Source organism: Oceanicaulis sp. LC35 (assembly GCF_052055585.1).
Lineage (GTDB): Bacteria > Pseudomonadota > Alphaproteobacteria > Caulobacterales > Maricaulaceae > Oceanicaulis.
Window position 1 is genome coordinate 1,754,468 of record NZ_CP170485.1, and the last position, 17,057, is coordinate 1,771,524.

At 63.0% G+C, this 17,057-nt stretch carries 18 protein-coding genes; 14 read left to right on the plus strand and 4 right to left on the minus strand.

Translation table 11 applies throughout. The features are described 5' to 3' along the window. Nucleotides 1–229: 229 nt before the first annotated feature. The 5 genes from ACFELO_RS08340 (at nt 230) to rplI (ending at nt 5,588) form a co-directional block, all read left to right on the plus strand. Nucleotides 230–3,265: a TonB-dependent receptor domain-containing protein gene (locus ACFELO_RS08340; RefSeq protein ID WP_440957314.1), complete on the plus strand. Its 3,036-nt coding sequence runs from the start codon at nt 230–232 to the stop codon at nt 3,263–3,265. 86 nt (nt 3,266–3,351) lie between these two features. Continuing rightward, a complete protein-coding gene (locus ACFELO_RS08345) occupies nt 3,352–4,146 on the plus strand; it encodes a hypothetical protein (protein ID WP_440957315.1) in 795 nt (264 codons plus the stop codon). A 192-nt stretch (nt 4,147–4,338) separates the two neighbouring features. After that, nucleotides 4,339–4,689, plus strand: coding sequence for a 30S ribosomal protein S6 (gene rpsF / locus ACFELO_RS08350; protein WP_440957316.1), 351 nt, complete (start codon nt 4,339–4,341; stop codon nt 4,687–4,689). A gap of 15 nt (nt 4,690–4,704) precedes the next feature. Continuing rightward, nucleotides 4,705–4,959 carry a 30S ribosomal protein S18 gene (gene rpsR, locus ACFELO_RS08355; RefSeq protein WP_009800445.1) on the plus strand — a complete coding sequence of 85 codons (255 nt, stop codon included), beginning with the start codon at nt 4,705–4,707 and terminating at the stop codon, nt 4,957–4,959. Nucleotides 4,960–4,973: 14 nt separating this feature from the next. Next, entirely contained in the window at nt 4,974–5,588 is a 615-nt protein-coding gene (gene rplI / locus ACFELO_RS08360) for a 50S ribosomal protein L9 (protein WP_440957317.1), read from the plus strand. A 62-nt stretch (nt 5,589–5,650) separates the two neighbouring features. On the opposite strand, the gene ACFELO_RS08365 is transcribed toward rplI, so the two are convergent. Beyond that, nucleotides 5,651–6,106: a hypothetical protein gene (locus ACFELO_RS08365; protein ID WP_440957318.1), complete on the minus strand. Its 456-nt coding sequence runs from the start codon at nt 6,104–6,106 to the stop codon at nt 5,651–5,653. Nucleotides 6,107–6,219: 113 nt separating this feature from the next. On the opposite strand from ACFELO_RS08365, the gene ACFELO_RS08370 reads away from it, so the two are divergent. Continuing rightward, complete coding sequence (locus tag ACFELO_RS08370; RefSeq protein WP_440957319.1) at nt 6,220–6,696, plus strand: GNAT family N-acetyltransferase; 477 nt, start codon at nt 6,220–6,222, stop codon at nt 6,694–6,696. On the opposite strand, the gene ACFELO_RS08375 is transcribed toward ACFELO_RS08370, so the two are convergent. Together ACFELO_RS08375 and ACFELO_RS08380 are read right to left on the minus strand one after the other, a co-directional pair. Beyond that, nucleotides 6,693–7,064, minus strand: a complete 372-nt coding sequence (locus ACFELO_RS08375; protein WP_440957320.1) for a DUF6768 family protein — start codon at nt 7,062–7,064, stop codon at nt 6,693–6,695. The genes ACFELO_RS08370 and ACFELO_RS08375 overlap by 4 nt on opposite strands. Then, nucleotides 7,057–7,608 (minus strand): RNA polymerase sigma factor, encoded by a 552-nt coding sequence (locus ACFELO_RS08380; protein WP_440957321.1) that lies wholly within the window; start codon nt 7,606–7,608, stop codon nt 7,057–7,059. Before ACFELO_RS08380 ends, ACFELO_RS08375 begins: the two co-directional genes overlap by 8 nt. Before the next feature lie 229 nt (nt 7,609–7,837). On the opposite strand from ACFELO_RS08380, the gene ACFELO_RS08385 reads away from it, so the two are divergent. From ACFELO_RS08385 to ACFELO_RS08400, 4 genes are all read left to right on the plus strand, one after another. Continuing rightward, a complete protein-coding gene (locus ACFELO_RS08385; protein WP_440957322.1) occupies nt 7,838–9,319 on the plus strand; it encodes a replicative DNA helicase in 1,482 nt (493 codons plus the stop codon). A 62-nt stretch (nt 9,320–9,381) separates the two neighbouring features. Continuing rightward, entirely contained in the window at nt 9,382–10,473 is a 1,092-nt protein-coding gene (alr, locus tag ACFELO_RS08390) for an alanine racemase (RefSeq protein WP_440957323.1), read from the plus strand. After that, nucleotides 10,470–11,237, plus strand: a complete 768-nt coding sequence (locus ACFELO_RS08395) for an MlaE family ABC transporter permease (RefSeq protein ID WP_440957324.1) — start codon at nt 10,470–10,472, stop codon at nt 11,235–11,237. Before alr ends, ACFELO_RS08395 begins: the two co-directional genes overlap by 4 nt. A gap of 5 nt (nt 11,238–11,242) precedes the next feature. Beyond that, entirely contained in the window at nt 11,243–11,992 is a 750-nt protein-coding gene (locus ACFELO_RS08400) for an ABC transporter ATP-binding protein (protein WP_440957325.1), read from the plus strand. Here ACFELO_RS08400 and ACFELO_RS08405 read toward each other — a convergent pair. Next, nucleotides 11,989–12,732, minus strand: a complete 744-nt coding sequence (locus ACFELO_RS08405; RefSeq protein ID WP_440957326.1) for a DUF4328 domain-containing protein — start codon at nt 12,730–12,732, stop codon at nt 11,989–11,991. The genes ACFELO_RS08400 and ACFELO_RS08405 overlap by 4 nt on opposite strands. A 139-nt stretch (nt 12,733–12,871) precedes the next feature. On the opposite strand from ACFELO_RS08405, the gene radA reads away from it, so the two are divergent. The 4 genes from radA to ACFELO_RS08425 are packed head-to-tail and all read left to right on the plus strand — an operon-like array spanning nt 12,872 to nt 17,036. After that, nucleotides 12,872–14,242 (plus strand): DNA repair protein RadA, encoded by a 1,371-nt coding sequence (gene radA, locus ACFELO_RS08410; RefSeq protein WP_440957327.1) that lies wholly within the window; start codon nt 12,872–12,874, stop codon nt 14,240–14,242. Nucleotides 14,243–14,263: 21 nt separating this feature from the next. Further along, nucleotides 14,264–14,851, plus strand: a complete 588-nt coding sequence (locus tag ACFELO_RS08415; protein ID WP_440957328.1) for a CvpA family protein — start codon at nt 14,264–14,266, stop codon at nt 14,849–14,851. Next, nucleotides 14,848–16,320, plus strand: coding sequence for an amidophosphoribosyltransferase (gene purF, locus ACFELO_RS08420; protein ID WP_440957329.1), 1,473 nt, complete (start codon nt 14,848–14,850; stop codon nt 16,318–16,320). Before ACFELO_RS08415 ends, purF begins: the two co-directional genes overlap by 4 nt. Next, entirely contained in the window at nt 16,317–17,036 is a 720-nt protein-coding gene (locus ACFELO_RS08425; RefSeq protein ID WP_440957330.1) for an SDR family NAD(P)-dependent oxidoreductase, read from the plus strand. The genes purF and ACFELO_RS08425 overlap by 4 nt, the downstream gene beginning before the upstream one ends. The last annotated feature ends 21 nt before the right edge of the window (nt 17,037–17,057 follow it).

Genomic DNA, 17,057 nt, shown 5'->3' on the forward strand with positions numbered 1-17,057 from the left:
CACGCGGGATAACCGGGCGCGTCAGACGAGGCAAGCGTGGGACGACGCACACGGCGCCTGATGCGCTTTGGCAACACACTGGTGACGAACCGCACAAGCCCCCCATAAACCCTTGTCACAGTTATTCATTCATTCCCGACGCAAAAGTGACATTTAATAACGAATGTGTAATCTCTCCGTCATCAAGCAACCAGCGCGCGAGCGCGGTTTGCAAAACAGGGGAGCATCCATGTCAAACTCTGCAAAGCGCAGCCACCTGCTGCGCTCGACCATTCTCGTGAGTATGGCCGCGGCCAGCCTGAACGGCTACGCAGCCCTCGCTCAGGAAACCGAGTCTGAAAACACCGCCGTCGAAACCCGTCAGTCTAACGATCGCATCGTGGTGACCGGCTCGCGCATCCGTCGCGACGCTTTCACCGCAGATTCGCCAATCGAAGTCTTCGACGCGGACGCCGCCGCCCTCCAGGGCTCGCTGGACATTGCAGACTTCCTGCAATCTTCCACCGTCGCCGCCGGTTCGCCGCAGGTGACCGCCGCCACTTCCGCCCAATTCGTACAGAACGGCGGCCTCGGCGCGGAAACCCTGTCGCTGCGCGGCCTGGGCGCCAACCGCACCCTGGTGCTGCTGAACGGTCGTCGCGCGGGTCCCGCCGGCGTGCGCGGCGGCGTGTCCGCCTTTGACCTGAACGTCATCCCGCTCTCCGCCATCCAGCGCGTTGAAGTGCTCAAAGACGGCGCGTCCTCGGTCTACGGCTCTGACGCAGTGGCCGGCGTGGTCAACATCATCACCAACAATGAAGACGGCGGCAATTTCGACGCCTTCGCGTCTGTGCCGGAAGCTGGCGCGGGCATGGAATTCCGCATCAACGCCTCTTATGGCGACAGCTTCGAGCGTGGCCGTTTCCGCGTCACCGCCGACTATTATCGTCAGGAAGAGCTGGCTCAGGGCGACCGCGACTACTTCCAGTGCGGCGAAGCCTATGTGCACAATGCTGACGGCTCCCGCGCAGACGTGGTCGACCCGCGCACCGGCGCGTTCGCCTGTGAAGACCTGCTGTGGGGCCATGTCTGGACCTATGATTATGCAGAGGGCTTCGGCGACGGCACCACCAACCTCGACTATGCCGGCACCAAGCTGATCCAGTATGACTATAACGGTCACCTGGCCGCCAATGGCCTGACCCAGATCGGCAACAACCACGCCAATCCGTACTGGATGGGCACGCCGGACGGCTGGTACGCGATGAACCAGAACGATCCGCTGATGCGTTCCCTGACCGATTACGACCATCCCTTCCAGGATGCGTCCACCATGGTCCCGGACACCGAGCGTTTCACCCTGTTCGCCGAAGGCGAATACGAGCTGACGAACAATGCCCGCCTGTATGGTGAAGCCCTGTTCAACCGCCGTGAGACGTACAACAACGCGTATCGTCAGTACTGGACCTACATCTACAACTCCAACTTCGACTTCTGGAATTATGATGTTGTTCCGGGCGCAGGCGATCCGCGCAGCGCAGGCTGGACGGGCGCACAATGGCTGTCCCCGACCGCGATCACCGATCACGCCGACAGCTCTGTGGCGATCGACTATATGCGCTTTGTGGGCGGCATTGACGGCCAGGGCCTGCCTTTCCTGCCGGAATGGACCTGGGACGCGTCGCTGCAATACTCCCGTTCTGACGGCGAGTACTGGAACCAGCGCATTTTTGATGACGCCATCAGCCCCTATCAGTTCAGCATCGGCTCTTGCGCCGGCACCACCACCCCGGTTCGCGGCGCGAACTGCGTGGATGTGAACTGGCTGAGCCCGGCTCTGCTGTCCGGCAACCCGACGCCGGAAGAGCAAGCCTTCCTGTTCGGCGAGGAAACCGGCACCACCGTCTACGAACAACTGTCGTTCGAAGGCGTGATCTCCGGCGACCTGTTCAACCTGCCGGCCGGCGCTGTCGGCGTGGCTCTGGGCGTGCACTATCGCACCGACGAGATCAACGACACCCCGGGTGACATCACCCTCGCCAACAATGCATGGGGCAGCTCAGGCGCCGGCATCACCGCGGGCGACGACACCACCCAGGCGATCTTCGGCGAAGCCGTGGTCCCGCTTCTCTCCGGCCAGCCCCTGGCTGAAGAGCTGACCCTGACCGTGTCCGGCCGTTACACCGACGTTGATTCCTATGGCACGGGCGACACCTACAAGGTGGGCCTGAACTGGGCGATCAACGATCTGGTGCGCCTGCGCGCCACCCACGGCACCTCGTTCCGCACCCCGGCCCTGTTCGAGCTGTATCTGGCTGACCAGACGAGCTTCACCGGCCAGCGCAACGTCGACCCCTGCATCAACTGGCAGGACAACCTTGATGCGGGCAACATCACCCAGCGTGTCGCCAGCAACTGCGCGGCGGACGGCATTCCAGACGATCACACCGGCGCGGGTTCCTCCGCGACCGTCGTGACCGGCGGCGGCCTGGGCGTTCTGGAAGCAGAAACCTCTGAGTCCACCACCTTTGGCGTGGTCTTCACCCCGTCCTTCATCAACCTGCGCGTCGCCGTCGATTACTTCGAAATCGAGATGGAGAACCAGGTTGACCAGCTGGGCGCCGGCCGGATCGTCAGCGGTTGCTACAACTCTGATGATTTCGCCAACGAACCGCTCTGTGACCTGTTCACCCGTAACCCGAACTCGGGCAATGGCGCGAACCTGATCACCGAGGTGCGTGACAGCTTCATCAACGTCAACAGCCAGATCAACCGCGGCATCGACATCAACGCTGACTACTTCCACGAGTTCAGCTTTGGTGATCTGACCGTGAACTCGCGCATCGCAATCCAGCTGGAAGACCAGATCGACCTGCTGGGCGGCAATGTTGAAGATTCCAATGGCGAAGCGGGCAACCCCGAAGTCGTCGGCGATCTGAACTTCAACTTCGTGCGTGGCGACTGGTCCGCCTTCTGGGGCATGCGTTATGTCGGCCAGACCTCGAACTTCGACAGCTATTATGACGGCAACTCGTCCCAGACCTATCTGGGCAATGACGTCGTCTACAAGCTGCGCACCGAAGCCGTGGTTTACCACAGCGCGTCGATCGCACGTGAGTTCGACACCGTCAGCATCCGCGCTGGCGTGTCCAACATCTTTGACGAGCACCCGCCTGCTGTGACCACCATCTCTGGTGAGTACAACACGGTTGGCACCTCGGCCTTCTACAGCCAGTACGACTGGATGGGCCGCCGGTTCTACGTCAACTTCTCCAAAACGTTCTGATCGGCTATAAGCCTTCGAACACCGAAGGGCGGCGGCGTCATGCCGCCGCCCTTTTCTTTTCCGCGACGAACAGATCAGAGCCTGCCTTGCCCCGTATCATCGCCAAACCCGACACGCTGAACGAACGCAACGCCGAGTTCACCCAGACCCCGCTCGAAAAGCCGGTCTTCCTGAACACCGTTCCCAAATCCGGCACGCATCTGATCCGCAACATCCTGCGCATGTTCGTGCCGGTAGAGCAGCAGTATCACGACACCTTCATCCAGCACGCCGTGCTGGGTCAGCACCGCGCCGCGTTCGACACGGCCAAGCCCAGACTGAGCTGGGGGCATTTGCTGTTCTCGGACTCCGCCGCGATCGCCCTGAAGAACGTCAATCACGTGCTGCTGGTTCGCGACCCGTATGACTGGGTGCTGGCCCGGGGCCGTTTCTTCCTTTCTGACAGCTTTCAGGCCGGGCTCGAGCATCTGAAGAATGACGCCGTGACCCCCAATGACGTGATCAACATGATGATCTTCGGCATTCACGGCAAAGCCCCGACCCTGCAGGAAGTCTACACGCACAACGCTGTTTCCTGGCTCTGCACCGCGACCCGGATCTTCCGTTACGAAGACCTTCTGCATCATGTGAAAAACATCGATACAATCGCGGCGCATGCCTTCTTCGACGACCTGATGAAAGCCTGTGGAATCAACAGCCTGCCCGAAGACTGGCGCGAACGTGTGCGCATTGGCTCGGACCGCAAGCAGTCGGGCACCGCACGTGAGAACCTCGCCAATATGAAGATGGCCTTCCCCGACGCGCTGAGCGACACCCAGAAAGCGCTGGTGGACTACGCCGCGCCGGGCCTGCGCGCCCTTTTGGGATATGAGAATCGTTAGGCCTGACGCGGCTTGAGCGCTTGCGCTCTGTCCCCGCCTCGCTTATAAGCCGCGGCTTCACCGGCTGCGGTCCTCTGGTCGCGGTCCGTCTGTCGTTTGGTGACAGGCGGGACCTGAGGAGCCGACGCGAGACCATCCGGCCCTTCGGATGTTGCTTGCGCCGCAGCCCTTCAGAAGGGACGAAAACGTCTAATGAACAAGTACGAGCACGTGTTCATCGCGCGTCCGGATGTGTCTCCGGCGCAGGTGGAATCCGCGATCGAAGAGCTCAAGGCTCTGATCGAGGAAAAAGGCGGCAAGGTGCACAAGACCGAATACTGGGGTCTGCGCACGCTCGCCTACCGTATGAACAAGAACCGTAAAGGCCATTACGGCTATCTCGACATGGAAGCGGGCAACGAGGTGCTTGACGCCCTCGATTATCGTCAGCGCTTCGCCGACGACGTCATGCGCTACATGACCTGCCGCGTCGACGAGCTGACCGAAGAGCCGAGCGCTGTGCTTCGCAAAGGCGAAGATCGCAAGCGTCGCGAACGCCGCTAGAGGGAGCCCGGATCAATGGCTGAACTTTCCATCTCCAACGTGCCTGCTCGCCGCGCTTTCCAGCGTCGCCGCAAGGTGTGCCCGTTCTCCGGCGAAAACGCGCCGAAGATCGACTACAAAGACATCAAGCTGCTTCAGCGCTACATGTCCGAGCGCGGCAAGATCGTGCCGTCTCGCATCACCGCCGTGTCGGCCAAGAAGCAGCGTGAACTCGCTCGCGCCATCAAGCGCGCCCGCGTTCTGGCTCTTCTGCCGTACGCCGTCGATTAAGGGAGCTCAAGACCATGCAAGTTGTTCTGCTTGAACGTGTCGAAAAGCTCGGCGCCATCGGCGACGTGGTGACGGTGAAGCCGGGTTACGCCCGCAACTTCCTGCTGCCGCAAAGCAAGGCGCTGCGCGCCACCAAAGCCAACATGGAACGCTTCGAACGCGAGCGTGAAGTGATCGAGAAGCTGAACGCCGAGCGCGCCGAAAAGGCCCGCGAGGAAGGCTCTCACCTGGACGGCGCGACCTTCGTGCTGATCCGTCAGGCGTCTGAATCCGGCCAGCTGTACGGTTCGGTGTCCACCCGTGACATCGCCGACGCCGCTTCCACGCCGGAATTCGCCGTCACCCGAGGCATGGTGGACCTGAACACCGCGATCAAGACCCTGGGTCTGCACGAAGTGCGCCTGGTCCTGCACGCGGATGTGGACGTCACCGTCACCATCAACGTCGCCCGTACCGAAGACGAAGCCGAGCGCCAGGCGCAAGGCGAAGACGTCATCCAGTCGGCCGCCGATGAAGACCGCGCCCTGGCTGAAGCCCAGGCTGTCGAGCTCGCTGAATCCGGCGTCGAAGGCGAAGACGATGATTACGCGTCCGACGACGCGGAAGAGACCGAAGAAACCGAAGCCTAAGGCTTCGATCTTCCGATCAGATCACGGGCGGCTCTGCAAAGAGCCGCCCGTTTTCGTTTGGGCTATGCGGCAACGGGATCGGGCCAGCGGATCAGCCAGCGATGGGTCCACAGCGCCACGAAATAATTGGAGGTCAGGCCGAGCAGCCAGAGGATTGCTAGAATAATGAGGGTCGGCGCAACAAACCCTGCTGGGCTCACGAGCCAGAGAAACAACAGCCAGAGACCTGACCAGAACGCCGAGAAGGTCGTGGAAGACAGCGCATAAGTCCGCGGACACTTGAAACGTCGATAGAGGAAAAAGCTGAGCAGAGAAACCAACAGCCATCCGCTAACCACAAACACGACACCCCACATTATGAACGCGCTAGCTATTATGCCGAGAGGGTTGCGCAATTGCTCGCTAATGAACTGCCCCCCACGGTCTAGAATGATGAACGGGACACTCAGCAAGGACATCCCCACCCATTCGCCTACCCGCTGAACGGCATACAGATTCCAGAACCCGATTTTGACCATGCGCCTCTCCCCATTTCCCCTCTGAGGTGAGCCTCCTTCTGGCATGGTCCCGATCAGGACGCTACGTCCCGCGTCAAACCTGCGCGCATTTAACCCAAGCCCGGAGCCCCGCCATGACCGATCGTATCCGCCTCGCCCATTGCGGCGACATGGCTGGCCTGGGCCGTCTCTGGCATGACGCTGTGCATACTGGCGCGGTCGGAGCTTATGACGCGTCGCAGCTTCAGGCCTGGTCCCCTTCCCCCAAGAGTGCGGCTTTCATGACCGAGCGCCTCTCGGGTCAGATCATTCTGGTCGGTGAAGATGATGAGGGACTGGCGGGGTTTTTCACCCTGACGCCAGAAGGCGAGCTCGACATGGCCTATGTGCGCCCTGACCGCAAAGGCGACGGGATGGCGGCGCGTTTGCACGCAGCAATTCTTGCTGAAGCCCGACAGCGCGATCTTTCGACACTCACCGTTCAGGCCAGCCATATCGCGCGGAAATTCTTTGAAAAACACGGCTGGACGCTGGTGCAGACCCAGACCGTGCGCCCCAACGGCGTCGAGATGCAGAACCATCTTATGGTCCTGCATCTCTCCGAAGGCTAACCGCGCTCGGCGCGCATGCGCTCGATGCGCAGCTCCACCCGGCGGATCTCCATCAGAAGCCGGTTGGTCTCCATCTTGGGCGCCAGCGTGCTTTTGAAGATGGCCGCAAAGACCAGCAGCACCACCGCAGGCATCCCCCAGTGCAGCGCCGTCATCACGGTGTCGGCCTGATAGAATTTCACCGCGCAGACCGCCCCGGCGATGAACATCAGCGACTGGGCGATCATGATAGTCCAGTGCACCCAGGCGGTGCGTCCTGTGAACAGGCTGAGCGCTTGGGCGAAATAGCCCGGCTCCAGATCAAGCTGGGGCGAGTGGCCGTCGGCCTCCCGCAGGCTGTCTTCAATCATGCGGTCGAGATCACTCATCGGATCCTCCTTGGAGTTGCGCGGCGATTTTCCGGCGCGCATGCATGAGACGGGTCTTGATCGTGCCCGTCGGGACGTCGAGCGCGGCGGCGATCTCCGCCACGTTCAAACCTTGAATGTGATAGAGCCACAGCGCGGCGTGCTGCTCTGTCGGCAGGGCGCGCATGGCGTCGCGGATGCGCGAGGCGTCCACGGAGCGGTCCATGTCCGGCGCTTCGGGCGGCGGTTCGGCCTCAACGCCTGCTTTCAGGCGGCGGCCGGACTGACGCTGACGGATCAGGCGCGCGCAGCGACGCTGGACAATCCGAAAGGCGAAGGCGGGAAAGGCGTCCACATCCCGAAGGCGTGGCAGGTCGCGCAGGATCTCCACCCAGGCGTCCTGAACCGCCTCTTCCACCCCGTCCGCATCGCCCATCAGACGCCAGGCGAAAGCGGACAGACGCGGCGTCCAGCGCCCCGCCAACGCGCCGAGCGCCCGTCGGTCGCCGGTGCGGGCGGAGGCGGCGAGATAGCCGTCCAGCGCGCGTTCAAGATCTTGGCTCATGCCTCGTCCTTTCGTTCAGGACACAAGGTGCAGTGTTGAGCGCTTCGGGTTCATTGACTCAGACATTTTTTCACCGCACATCGCCCTCCCCCAGACTGTCCACAGGCTTCAACGCTGGGTCTGCTGGGCTTTCAGGCTTGTCCACAGGCGGCTGTGGAATGCCGGAAACTGGCGCCTGAAAAGGTCAAGACGTGCACTTCACGGACGATGGGGCTAAGCAAAGAGAACCATGACCGCAGAATCCTACGATCACGCACCCGCACCGCTCGAAACGTCCAGCGCCCCGCCCCACAATATCGAGGCGGAGCAAGCGCTTCTGGGCGCCTTGCTGTTTGACAACGAAGTGTATCACCGCGTCGGCGACTGGCTGAAGGCCGACCACTTCTATGACCCGCTGCATGGCCGCATTTATGAAGCGGCGAGCCAGCTGATCATTTCAGGCGCGCTGGCCGACGCCGTGGTTCTGAAAACCCGGTTCGAACGCGATCCGGGCATGAAGGAAGTGGGCGGCGCTGTCTATCTCGCCGACCTGATGCGTGAAGCGCCCGAACCGGCCTCTGCGGGCGAATATGGCCGCCTGATCTATGATCTGGCCATGCGGCGCGAGCTGATCCGCTTTGGCGATGAAGTCTCTTACGCGGCGAACGCGCCTGAACCCGATGACAGCGCCGAGGACATCCTGCAGAACGCCGAGCGGCGCCTGTTCGCACTGGCCGAACAGGGCGGCACCTCCAAGGCGCTCGAACCGTTTCACCTTGCCGTCCACAAATCGCTGGAAGTCGCCTCGGCGGCCTACAAGCGCGGCGGCGGCCTGTCGGGCATCTCCTCGGGCCTGAAGTCCATCGACGCCAAGATGGGCGGCCTGCACCCGTCCGACCTGATCATCCTCGCCGGTCGTCCCTCCATGGGTAAGACCGCGCTCGCGACCAATATCGCCTTCTCCGTGGCGCGCGCCTATCAGGCCGAGGAACAACCGGACGGCACCCGCAAGACCACGAGCGGCGGCATCGTCGCCTTCTTCTCGCTCGAGATGTCGTCCGACCAGCTCGCCACCCGTCTTGTGGCCGACTATACCGGGATTTCGGGCTATCTGATCCGTCAGGGCAAGATCGACGCCGCCCAGTTTGAAGACATTCGCGATGGCGTTCACGAGATCGCCGGCATCCCGCTCTATATCGACGACACCGGCGGTCTGCCCATCGGCTCGCTGATGGCGCGTTGCCGCCGCCTCAAGCGCACCGTCGGCCTTGATCTGGTGGTGGTGGACTATCTCCAGCTTGTCACCGGCTCAAAAAGCTCGGGCGAGAACCGGGTGCAGGAAATCTCCGAAGTCACCCAGGCCCTCAAAGCCCTCGCCAAGGAGCTGGCGGTGCCCGTGATCGCGCTGTCTCAGCTGTCGCGCCAGGTGGAGAACCGCGAAGACAAGAAGCCCCAGCTGTCAGACCTTCGGGAATCGGGCTCGATCGAGCAGGACGCCGACGTGGTCTTGTTTGTGTATCGCGAGAGCTATTATCTCGAACGTCTCGAACCCAAGGAAGGCACCGAGCAGCACCTCGCCTGGGAAGACGAGATGCGCGAAATCCGCAATCAGGCCGATGTGATCATCGGCAAGCAGCGTCACGGTCCCATCGGTTCGGTGAAAGTGGCGTTCGATCCTGACCGTACGAAGTTCTCCGATCTCGACATTTCCGGCCGTCAGGATTTTGACTAGGGCGATCAAGCTGCGCCTGAGCGCTTGCAGCACACCGCGAGGACGGCCACATAGAAGCGCATATGTCTGTTCTTGCGACCCCTTCTGTTGAAAACACACGCTCCCGTCTGGTCGTCGACCTGGACGCGATCGCGCGTAACTTCCAGACGCTGCAGAAACTCACGCCCACCGCTGAAACCGGCGCCGTGGTCAAAGCCAACGCCTATGGCCTGGGCGCAGGTCCGGTCGCGCGTCGCCTGATGAAGGAAGGCGCCCGCACCTTCTTTGTCGCCACCGTCGAGGAAGGCGTCGAAGTGCGTGAGGCGCTGGCCGACCCCACGCCGGACATCTGGGTGTTCTCGGGCTATCGCGCCAAGGACCGGCCGCTTTACGTCAAGCACCGTCTGGGCGCGGTCCTGAACCAGCCCGGCGAAACCGCCCAGTTCCGCGCCGCGCCTGCCGGGCCGTGCGCCGTGCATATCGACACGGGAATGTCGCGTCTGGGCTATGGCGCAGGCGATATCAGCGGGCTTCTGAACGCCCTGCAGAATCTTGATGTGTCTTTGGTGATGAGCCATCTGGCGTGTTCTGAGGAAAGCGCCTCGACGAACAATCTGCGCCAGCTTGAACGCTTCACAGCACTCACTAACGCCCTGCCCGAAACTCGTTTGAGTCTGGCCAATACCGGCGGCGTGCTTCTGGGCGAGCGCTATCAGTTTGATGTCACGCGCCCGGGCATCGGCCTTTACGGCGCAACGGCAGACCTCAGCGCAGACAATCCGTTCGAACCGGTAGTGACACTGGAAGCGCCGATCCTGCAACTGCGCGAAATCGATGCGGGCGACACAGTCGGCTATGGCGCGACCTATGTGGCCCATTCGCCACGCCTCGTCGCGACTGTGGGCGCTGGCTATGCCGATGGCTTGCCCCGGGCGTTGTCAGGGGCAGGATGCGCCCGGATTGCGGGTCTGCGCGCGCCGGTTCTGGGACGGGTCAGCATGGATCTGACAACCCTCGACGTCACCGGCCTGGAACACGAAATCTCCCAGGGCGCCGTTCCCGAATTCCTCGGGCCTGACCTCTATCAGGCGGCTGCGCTGGACAACACATTGCCGTATGAAACCCTCACCGGGCTCGGCGCCCGGGCCGAGCGGATCTACAAGGGAACGCCATGAACCCGTTACGCGCCATCGGAGCCGGCCTGCTCGCCCTTCTGCGCTCGGCAGGGGCTGTCGCCCTGTTCGCCGGTCAGGCGCTGGCCGCGATGGTGCGCCCGCCGTATTTTGGCGGCCAGCTGGTGCAGCAGATATTCAAGATCGGCTTTCTGTCCCTGCCGGTGGTCGGCCTGACGGCGCTGTTCACCGGCGCGGCGCTGGCGCTGAACATCTATTCGGGCGGCTCTCGCCTGAACGCGGAAAGTTTTGTGCCCAACATCGTCGCCATGGGCATTGTGCGCGAGCTGGGTCCCGTGATCGCCGCTGTTGTGATGGCGGGTCGGGTGTCGTCCGGCATCGCGGCGGAGATCGGGGCCATGCGCGCCACCGAACAGATTGACGCCCTGCACACCCTGTCCACCGATCCGATGCGCTATCTGATCGCTCCGCGCGTTCTGGCCGGCGTTCTGGTGCTGCCGATCCTTGTCGCCACCGCGGACCTGATCGGCATCTATGGCGGCTTTCTGGTCAGCGTGCACACGCTCGATTTCAACCCGACCATCTATGTGCGCAACACCTGGGACTTCCTGTCTGACTGGGACATCATTTCCGGTCTGATCAAGGCGGCGGTGTTCGGCTTCCTGCTCACCCTGATGGGCTGTTATCACGGCTATCACGCTCAGGGCGGCGCTGCGGGCGTCGGCCGGGCCGCCACGAACGCCGTTGTCGCCGCCGCTGTTCTGATCTTCGCGGCCAACGTCCTGCTCACCTCCCTGTTTGTGTGATCGCCATGACCGAGCGCGTCAAAATCGCCTGGAAGAATGTCACCGTCGGCTTTGAGGGCCGCAAACCCGTGCTCAGAAACCTCAACCTCGAAGCCTATGAGGGCCGGTCGCTTGTGGTGATCGGCGGGTCGGGCACCGGCAAGTCGGTGACGCTGAAGACCGCGCTCGGCCTGATCAAACCGCAAGAAGGCTGTGTGGAGATTGATGGCGAGCCCGTCCGCCCCGGCCATGAGAACGATCCCGGCGTCAGCCAGATCGGCATGCTGTTTCAATCGGGCGCCCTGTTTGACTCCCTGCCTGTCTGGAAGAATGTCGCCTTCCGTCTCTTGCATGCCGAGCATGTCAGCGAGGATGAAGCCCATGCTCGCGCTCTTGAAGCGCTCGAGCAGGTTGATCTCGACCCGCATGTGGCCGACCAGCGCCCGGGCTCGCTCTCGGGCGGCATGCTCAAGCGCGCAGCCCTCGCCCGCGCCATCGTCGCCCGCCCCAAAATCCTGTTCTTTGACGAACCCACCACCGGCCTTGATCCAGTGACGGCGGACGTCATCAACAAGCTGATCGTGCGTCAGGTGAAGAATCTGGGCGCAACCGCCGTCTCCATCACACACGACATGGTGTCCATGCGCACGATTGCGGACGATGTGGCCATGATCAAGGACGGCCAGACCCTGTGGCGCGGCAGCCTTGACGGCGTCGAGACCTGCGCCAATTCAGAGGTCTGCCGCTTCGTTCGGGGCGAAAGCTCGGAAGACTAGGCGGTTTCCGGCGTCTCAGTCGTCAAGGCCTGCGGCTCGCCTTCCCCGGCGACCGGATCGGCTTGCCCTGCAACGATGATCTTTTGCGCCTGATAGATGCGGTCTGTGATCCACCACAAGGCGATGCAGCACACTATGACGATCAGGATAACCGGCACGCTCCAGATGTAATACTGGGCCATGTCCGCCAGCTCATTGCTGGGAAACCGGCTGACAGGCGAGCCGGGGTGCAAACGATCCGTGATTTTGCTGATCCCATTCCCAAGGAGCCAGGTCACCCACCAGAGCGCGACTACCCAAGGTACGCTATCGGGCAAATCCGCTTTGCGGCGCACCGAGCGCCAGACCTGCATTACCCCCTCGACGGGCTTCCACAGATTGGCGAATGGCACTGCATACCACCACCACATGCCCGTGGCGCTGACAGTGGCGTGTTCAGGCTCGAGCGCTTGCGCCGTCAGCATGCTGCGATGGTAGAAAAAGCCGTATCCGACGACTGAGACGAGATAGGAGATAAGCGTTACGGCTGAGGTGACGAGCAACACCTGATCCAATCGGCTCGCGTAAGCCATAGGATCAACCATGCTGAACTCATCCGCCGCCGCTTCCAGGAAGAAAGCGTGCATGCCGGTGAAAACCACAAGGTTTGCGCCCGATCCGAACAGATAACACAGCCACGCCACACGCAGGACCAGCCACGCCTTGGACGGAAGAATGAGGTCGGTCGTCTGGTCAGCCATAGATTCGCCTGCAAGGTGTTCTGCGTGTTCACTTTCCCGCTTTGGGCGGCGTTGTCCAGCGCAGTCACGACTTCATTCCCGCGCCCCGAATCGTCCGCTTTGCGCTATAGTTCGCCCTCGCCTGTTTCAGGGAGCCCGCATGGCCCGTTCCGACACCGTTTATGTCTGCCAGTCCTGTGGCGGCGTGCACGCCAAATGGGCGGGGCGATGCGATGCCTGCGGATCCTGGAACACGCTGGTGGAAGAAAGCGGCGCCAGCGCGCCTTTGGGCTCAAGCGCCAAGGCGCCCGGCCGCTCCACGCGCCGCTCTCGGCTGGAACTTGTGGATCTGGGCAGCGCCACTGAAGACCCCAAGCGCTTCGAAACCGGCTTGAAAGAGCTTGATCGCGTGGCGGGCGGCGGACTGGTGCCCGGCTCGGCCATTCTGGTGGGCGGGGATCCCGGCATCGGCAAATCCACCCTGCTCCTGCAGGCGGTGGCCCAGCTGGCCAAGGCGGGCGCGAAATCTGTCTATGTCTCCGGCGAGGAAGCCGCTGATCAGGTGCGGCGTCGCGCCCGGCGGCTGGGTCTCGCCGATGCGCCCGTGGCGCTGGCGGCTGAGACCAGCCTTGAGGTCATTCTCGATGGCCTGAAGAAGGAAACGCCGGACATTGCAGTGATCGACTCGGTCCAGACCCTGTGGTCAGACCAGCTGGCCGCCGCGCCGGGCACGGTGGCGCAGGTCCGCGCCTGCGCGCAGGAGCTGGTGCGGTTCGCCAAGAAGAAGAACACCATCATCATCCTCGTCGGCCACGTCACCAAGGACGGCCAGATCGCCGGCCCGCGCGTGGTCGAGCACATGGTGGACGCCGTCCTGTATTTTGAGGGCGAACGCAGCCACCAGTTCCGCATCCTGCGCGCTGTGAAGAACCGCTTCGGCCCGACCGACGAAATCGGCGTGTTCGAAATGGCTGACGCCGGCCTGCAGGAAGTCGCCAACCCGTCCGCACTTTTTCTTGATGGGCGCGGTGAAGCCGCCTCCGGCGCCGCCGTGTTTGCGGGCATGGAAGGCACGCGTCCGGTTCTGACAGAAATTCAGGCACTTGTGGCGCCCGCCGCGTTCGGCACGCCGCGACGCGCGGTTGTGGGCTGGGATTCCGGTCGCCTCGCCATGGTGCTGGCGGTGCTTGAGGCGAGATGCGGTCTTGGATTCGGCGGGCGTGACGTTTATTTGAACGTCGCAGGCGGGTTGAAAATCAACGAACCCGCAGCGGATTTGGCGGTAGCGGCAGCCTTGATCTCTTCGTTTCTGGATACCCCCCTGCCCAAAGAGGGCGTGGCGTTTGGCGAGATTTCGCTGTCCGGGGACGTGCGCCCCGTGGGTCGCGCGGATGCGCGCCTGAAGGAAGCCGCAAAGCTTGGATTTAACCGCGCCCTCGCCCCTGAAGGCGTTGACGGCGCGGGCGTGAAGGTGGACGCGGTCTCCACTGTTCAGGCGCTTGTGCGTCGATTGGGCCAGGACGCCGTCTAGGCGCATGCACGAGGGACGACGATGAACGCAGCGCTAGCCGGTTTTGACATCCTCGCCCTACTCATCCTGTTTGCGTCCGGGGTCATGGCGCTGACGCGCGGTTTCGTGCGCGAGGCGCTGACTGTGACCGCGCTGGTGGCCGCCGCGCTTGCCGCGCTCTGGACCCGCCCGGTGTTCGCGCCGCTGATGCAGTCGGTGTTCGGGTCTGCGCTCTTCGCCAACCTCATCGCAATGGGTGTGGTGTTCCTGTTGGTCTATCTGGCCGTCAGCTTCGTCACCGGCCCGCTGACGCACAATGTCAAACAGGGCGAGGACGTGCCGGTTCTGGATCGCGCCCTCGGCTTTGTCTTCGGTCTGGCGCGCGGTCTCGTGCTGCTGGGCCTTCTGGTTCTGGTGTTCAAGAACACCCTGCCCGGCGCCACGCCGAACTGGCTGACGGGCTCGCGCGTTTACCCGCTGGCCGAGGCCAGCGCGAACCTTCTTCAATCGCTGGCCCCCGAGACCAGCTGGGTCAAAGGCAAGGCGCCTGCAGACCAACCGCAAGAGAGCGTTGACGAAGACCCCATCGGTCGGCTTATCGAACGCACAAACGAGGACGAGGACGGATGAGCTTCCCCAGCCTGACCTATGATCCCGCCACCGACCGCCCGCAGGAAGAATGCGGCGTGTTCGGCGTGCGTCGCGTGGCCGATGCGTCGGTCCTGGCCGCCTTTGGTCTGCATGCCCTGCAGCACCGCGGACAGGAAGCCTGCGGCATCACCAGTTATGACCGCAACAAGGGCCGGTTCACCACCGAACGCCATCTGGGCCTGGTGGGCGAACACTTCACCGAACCCAAGCGGCTTGAGCGCCTGACAGGAGACATGGCGATCGGCCATGTGCGCTATTCCACCTCCGGCGGGTCGAGCATGCGCAATGTGCAGCCGCTCTACGCTGACGTGCGCGGCGGCGGCATCGCACTGGCGCACAATGGCAATCTGACCAATGCCCGCATGCTGCGCGAGGAGCTGGTCGCTGGCGGCGCCATCTTCCAGTCCACCTCGGATTCCGAAGTGATCCTGCAGCTCGCTGCGCGCTCCAAGCAGCCTGATTCCGTCGAGCGCCTGATCTCCGCCTTCACCCAGATCGAAGGCGCTTTTGCGCTCGTGGCGATGACCAATGATCTTCTGATCGGCGCACGCGACCCGCTGGGCATTCGCCCGCTGGTAATGGGCGAGCTGGAAGGCGCGACGATCTTCGCGTCTGAAACCTGTGCGCTGGACATGATCGGCGCGCGCTATATCCGCGATATCGAGCCTGGCGAAGTCGTCATCGTCTCTGACGAAGGCATGGAGACCCGCCGCTATGCTCCGGCCCGTCCGGCGCGGACATGCGCGTTCGAATACATCTATTTCGCCCGTCCTGATTCCGTCATTGACGGCATTTCGGTCTATGAGGCGCGCAAGCGCATGGGCGCCCGTCTGGCTCAGGAATGCCCGGCCGATATCGATGTCGTGGTGCCGGTGCCCGATTCCGGCATGGCGGCCGCCCTGGGTTTTGCCGAAGAGATCGGCAAACCGTTCGATCTGGGCATTATCCGCGCCCACTTCGCAGGCCGGACCTTCATCCAGCCGACCCAGGCCAAGCGTGATCTGGGCGTACGGCGCAAGCACTCGGCCAACGCCTCGGTGCTGCGCGGCAAGAAGGTGCTGCTGGTGGACGATTCCATCGTGCGCGGCACCACGTCGAAAAAGATCGTGCGCATGGTGCGCGAGGCCGGCGCCACGGAAGTGCATTTCCGCTCCGCCTGCCCGCCGATCACCCATCCGGACTTCTACGGCATCGACATGCCGATGCGCGAAGAGCTGATGGCCGCAAGCCTGAACCCGGAGAAGATGGGCGAGATGCTGGAATGCGACTCGCTGGGCTTCCTGTCGGTCGAGGGCCTGTACTGGGCCGTTCACGGCGAAGCCCGCAATCCCGAGCGGCCGCAGCTCGCCGATCACTATTTCACCGGGGATTACCCCACTCGCCTTGTGGACCACGATCGCGCTGCGTCCTCCAAGGAAGAGCAACTCTCACTTCTGGTTGACGCATGACCGACAACAAACCGCTTGCAGGCCGCGTAGCGCTGGTGACCGGCGCTTCGCGCGGACTGGGCTATGCCATCGCGCTGAAACTGGCAGAGGCTGGCGCGGAGGTGATCGCCACCGCCCGCACTCAGGCCGGGCTGGAAGAGCTGGATGACGCCATCACGGCGATGGGCGGCAAGGCCACCCTCGTCCCGCTCGACCTCAACTCCCAGGACGGCATTGAAAAGCTCGCCGAGGCCGTAACAGCCCGATGGAAGAAGCTCGACATCATGGTGGCGAATGCCGGCGTTCTGGGCATGCTGACACCCGCCTCGCAGCTGACGTCCAAGGTCTGGAACGAAGCCCTCGCAACCAACCTGATCGCGCCTGCGCGCATGATCCGTGCGTTTGAAGCCCTTCTGAAGGCCTCTGACGCGGGACGCGCCGTGTTTGTCACCTCCGGCGTCGGCAGCCGCCGCGCCAAGGCCTATTGGGGCGCCTATGGCGCCTCCAAGGCCGCGCTCGACAATCTGGTCCAGTCCTGGGCCGAGGAACTGGACGGACAGCCCCTGAAGGTCAATCTCTTCAATCCCGGCGCCACCCGCACACGCATGCGCGCCCAGGCCGTGCCGGGCGAGGATCCGCAGTCCCTGCCCGCCCCGTCCGACATCGCGCCCAAACTGGTGGAGCTGTGCCTGCCCACCGAAACCCGCAATGGCGTGATCGTGGACGCACAAGGCTAGCCGGACATACCAACCGACACG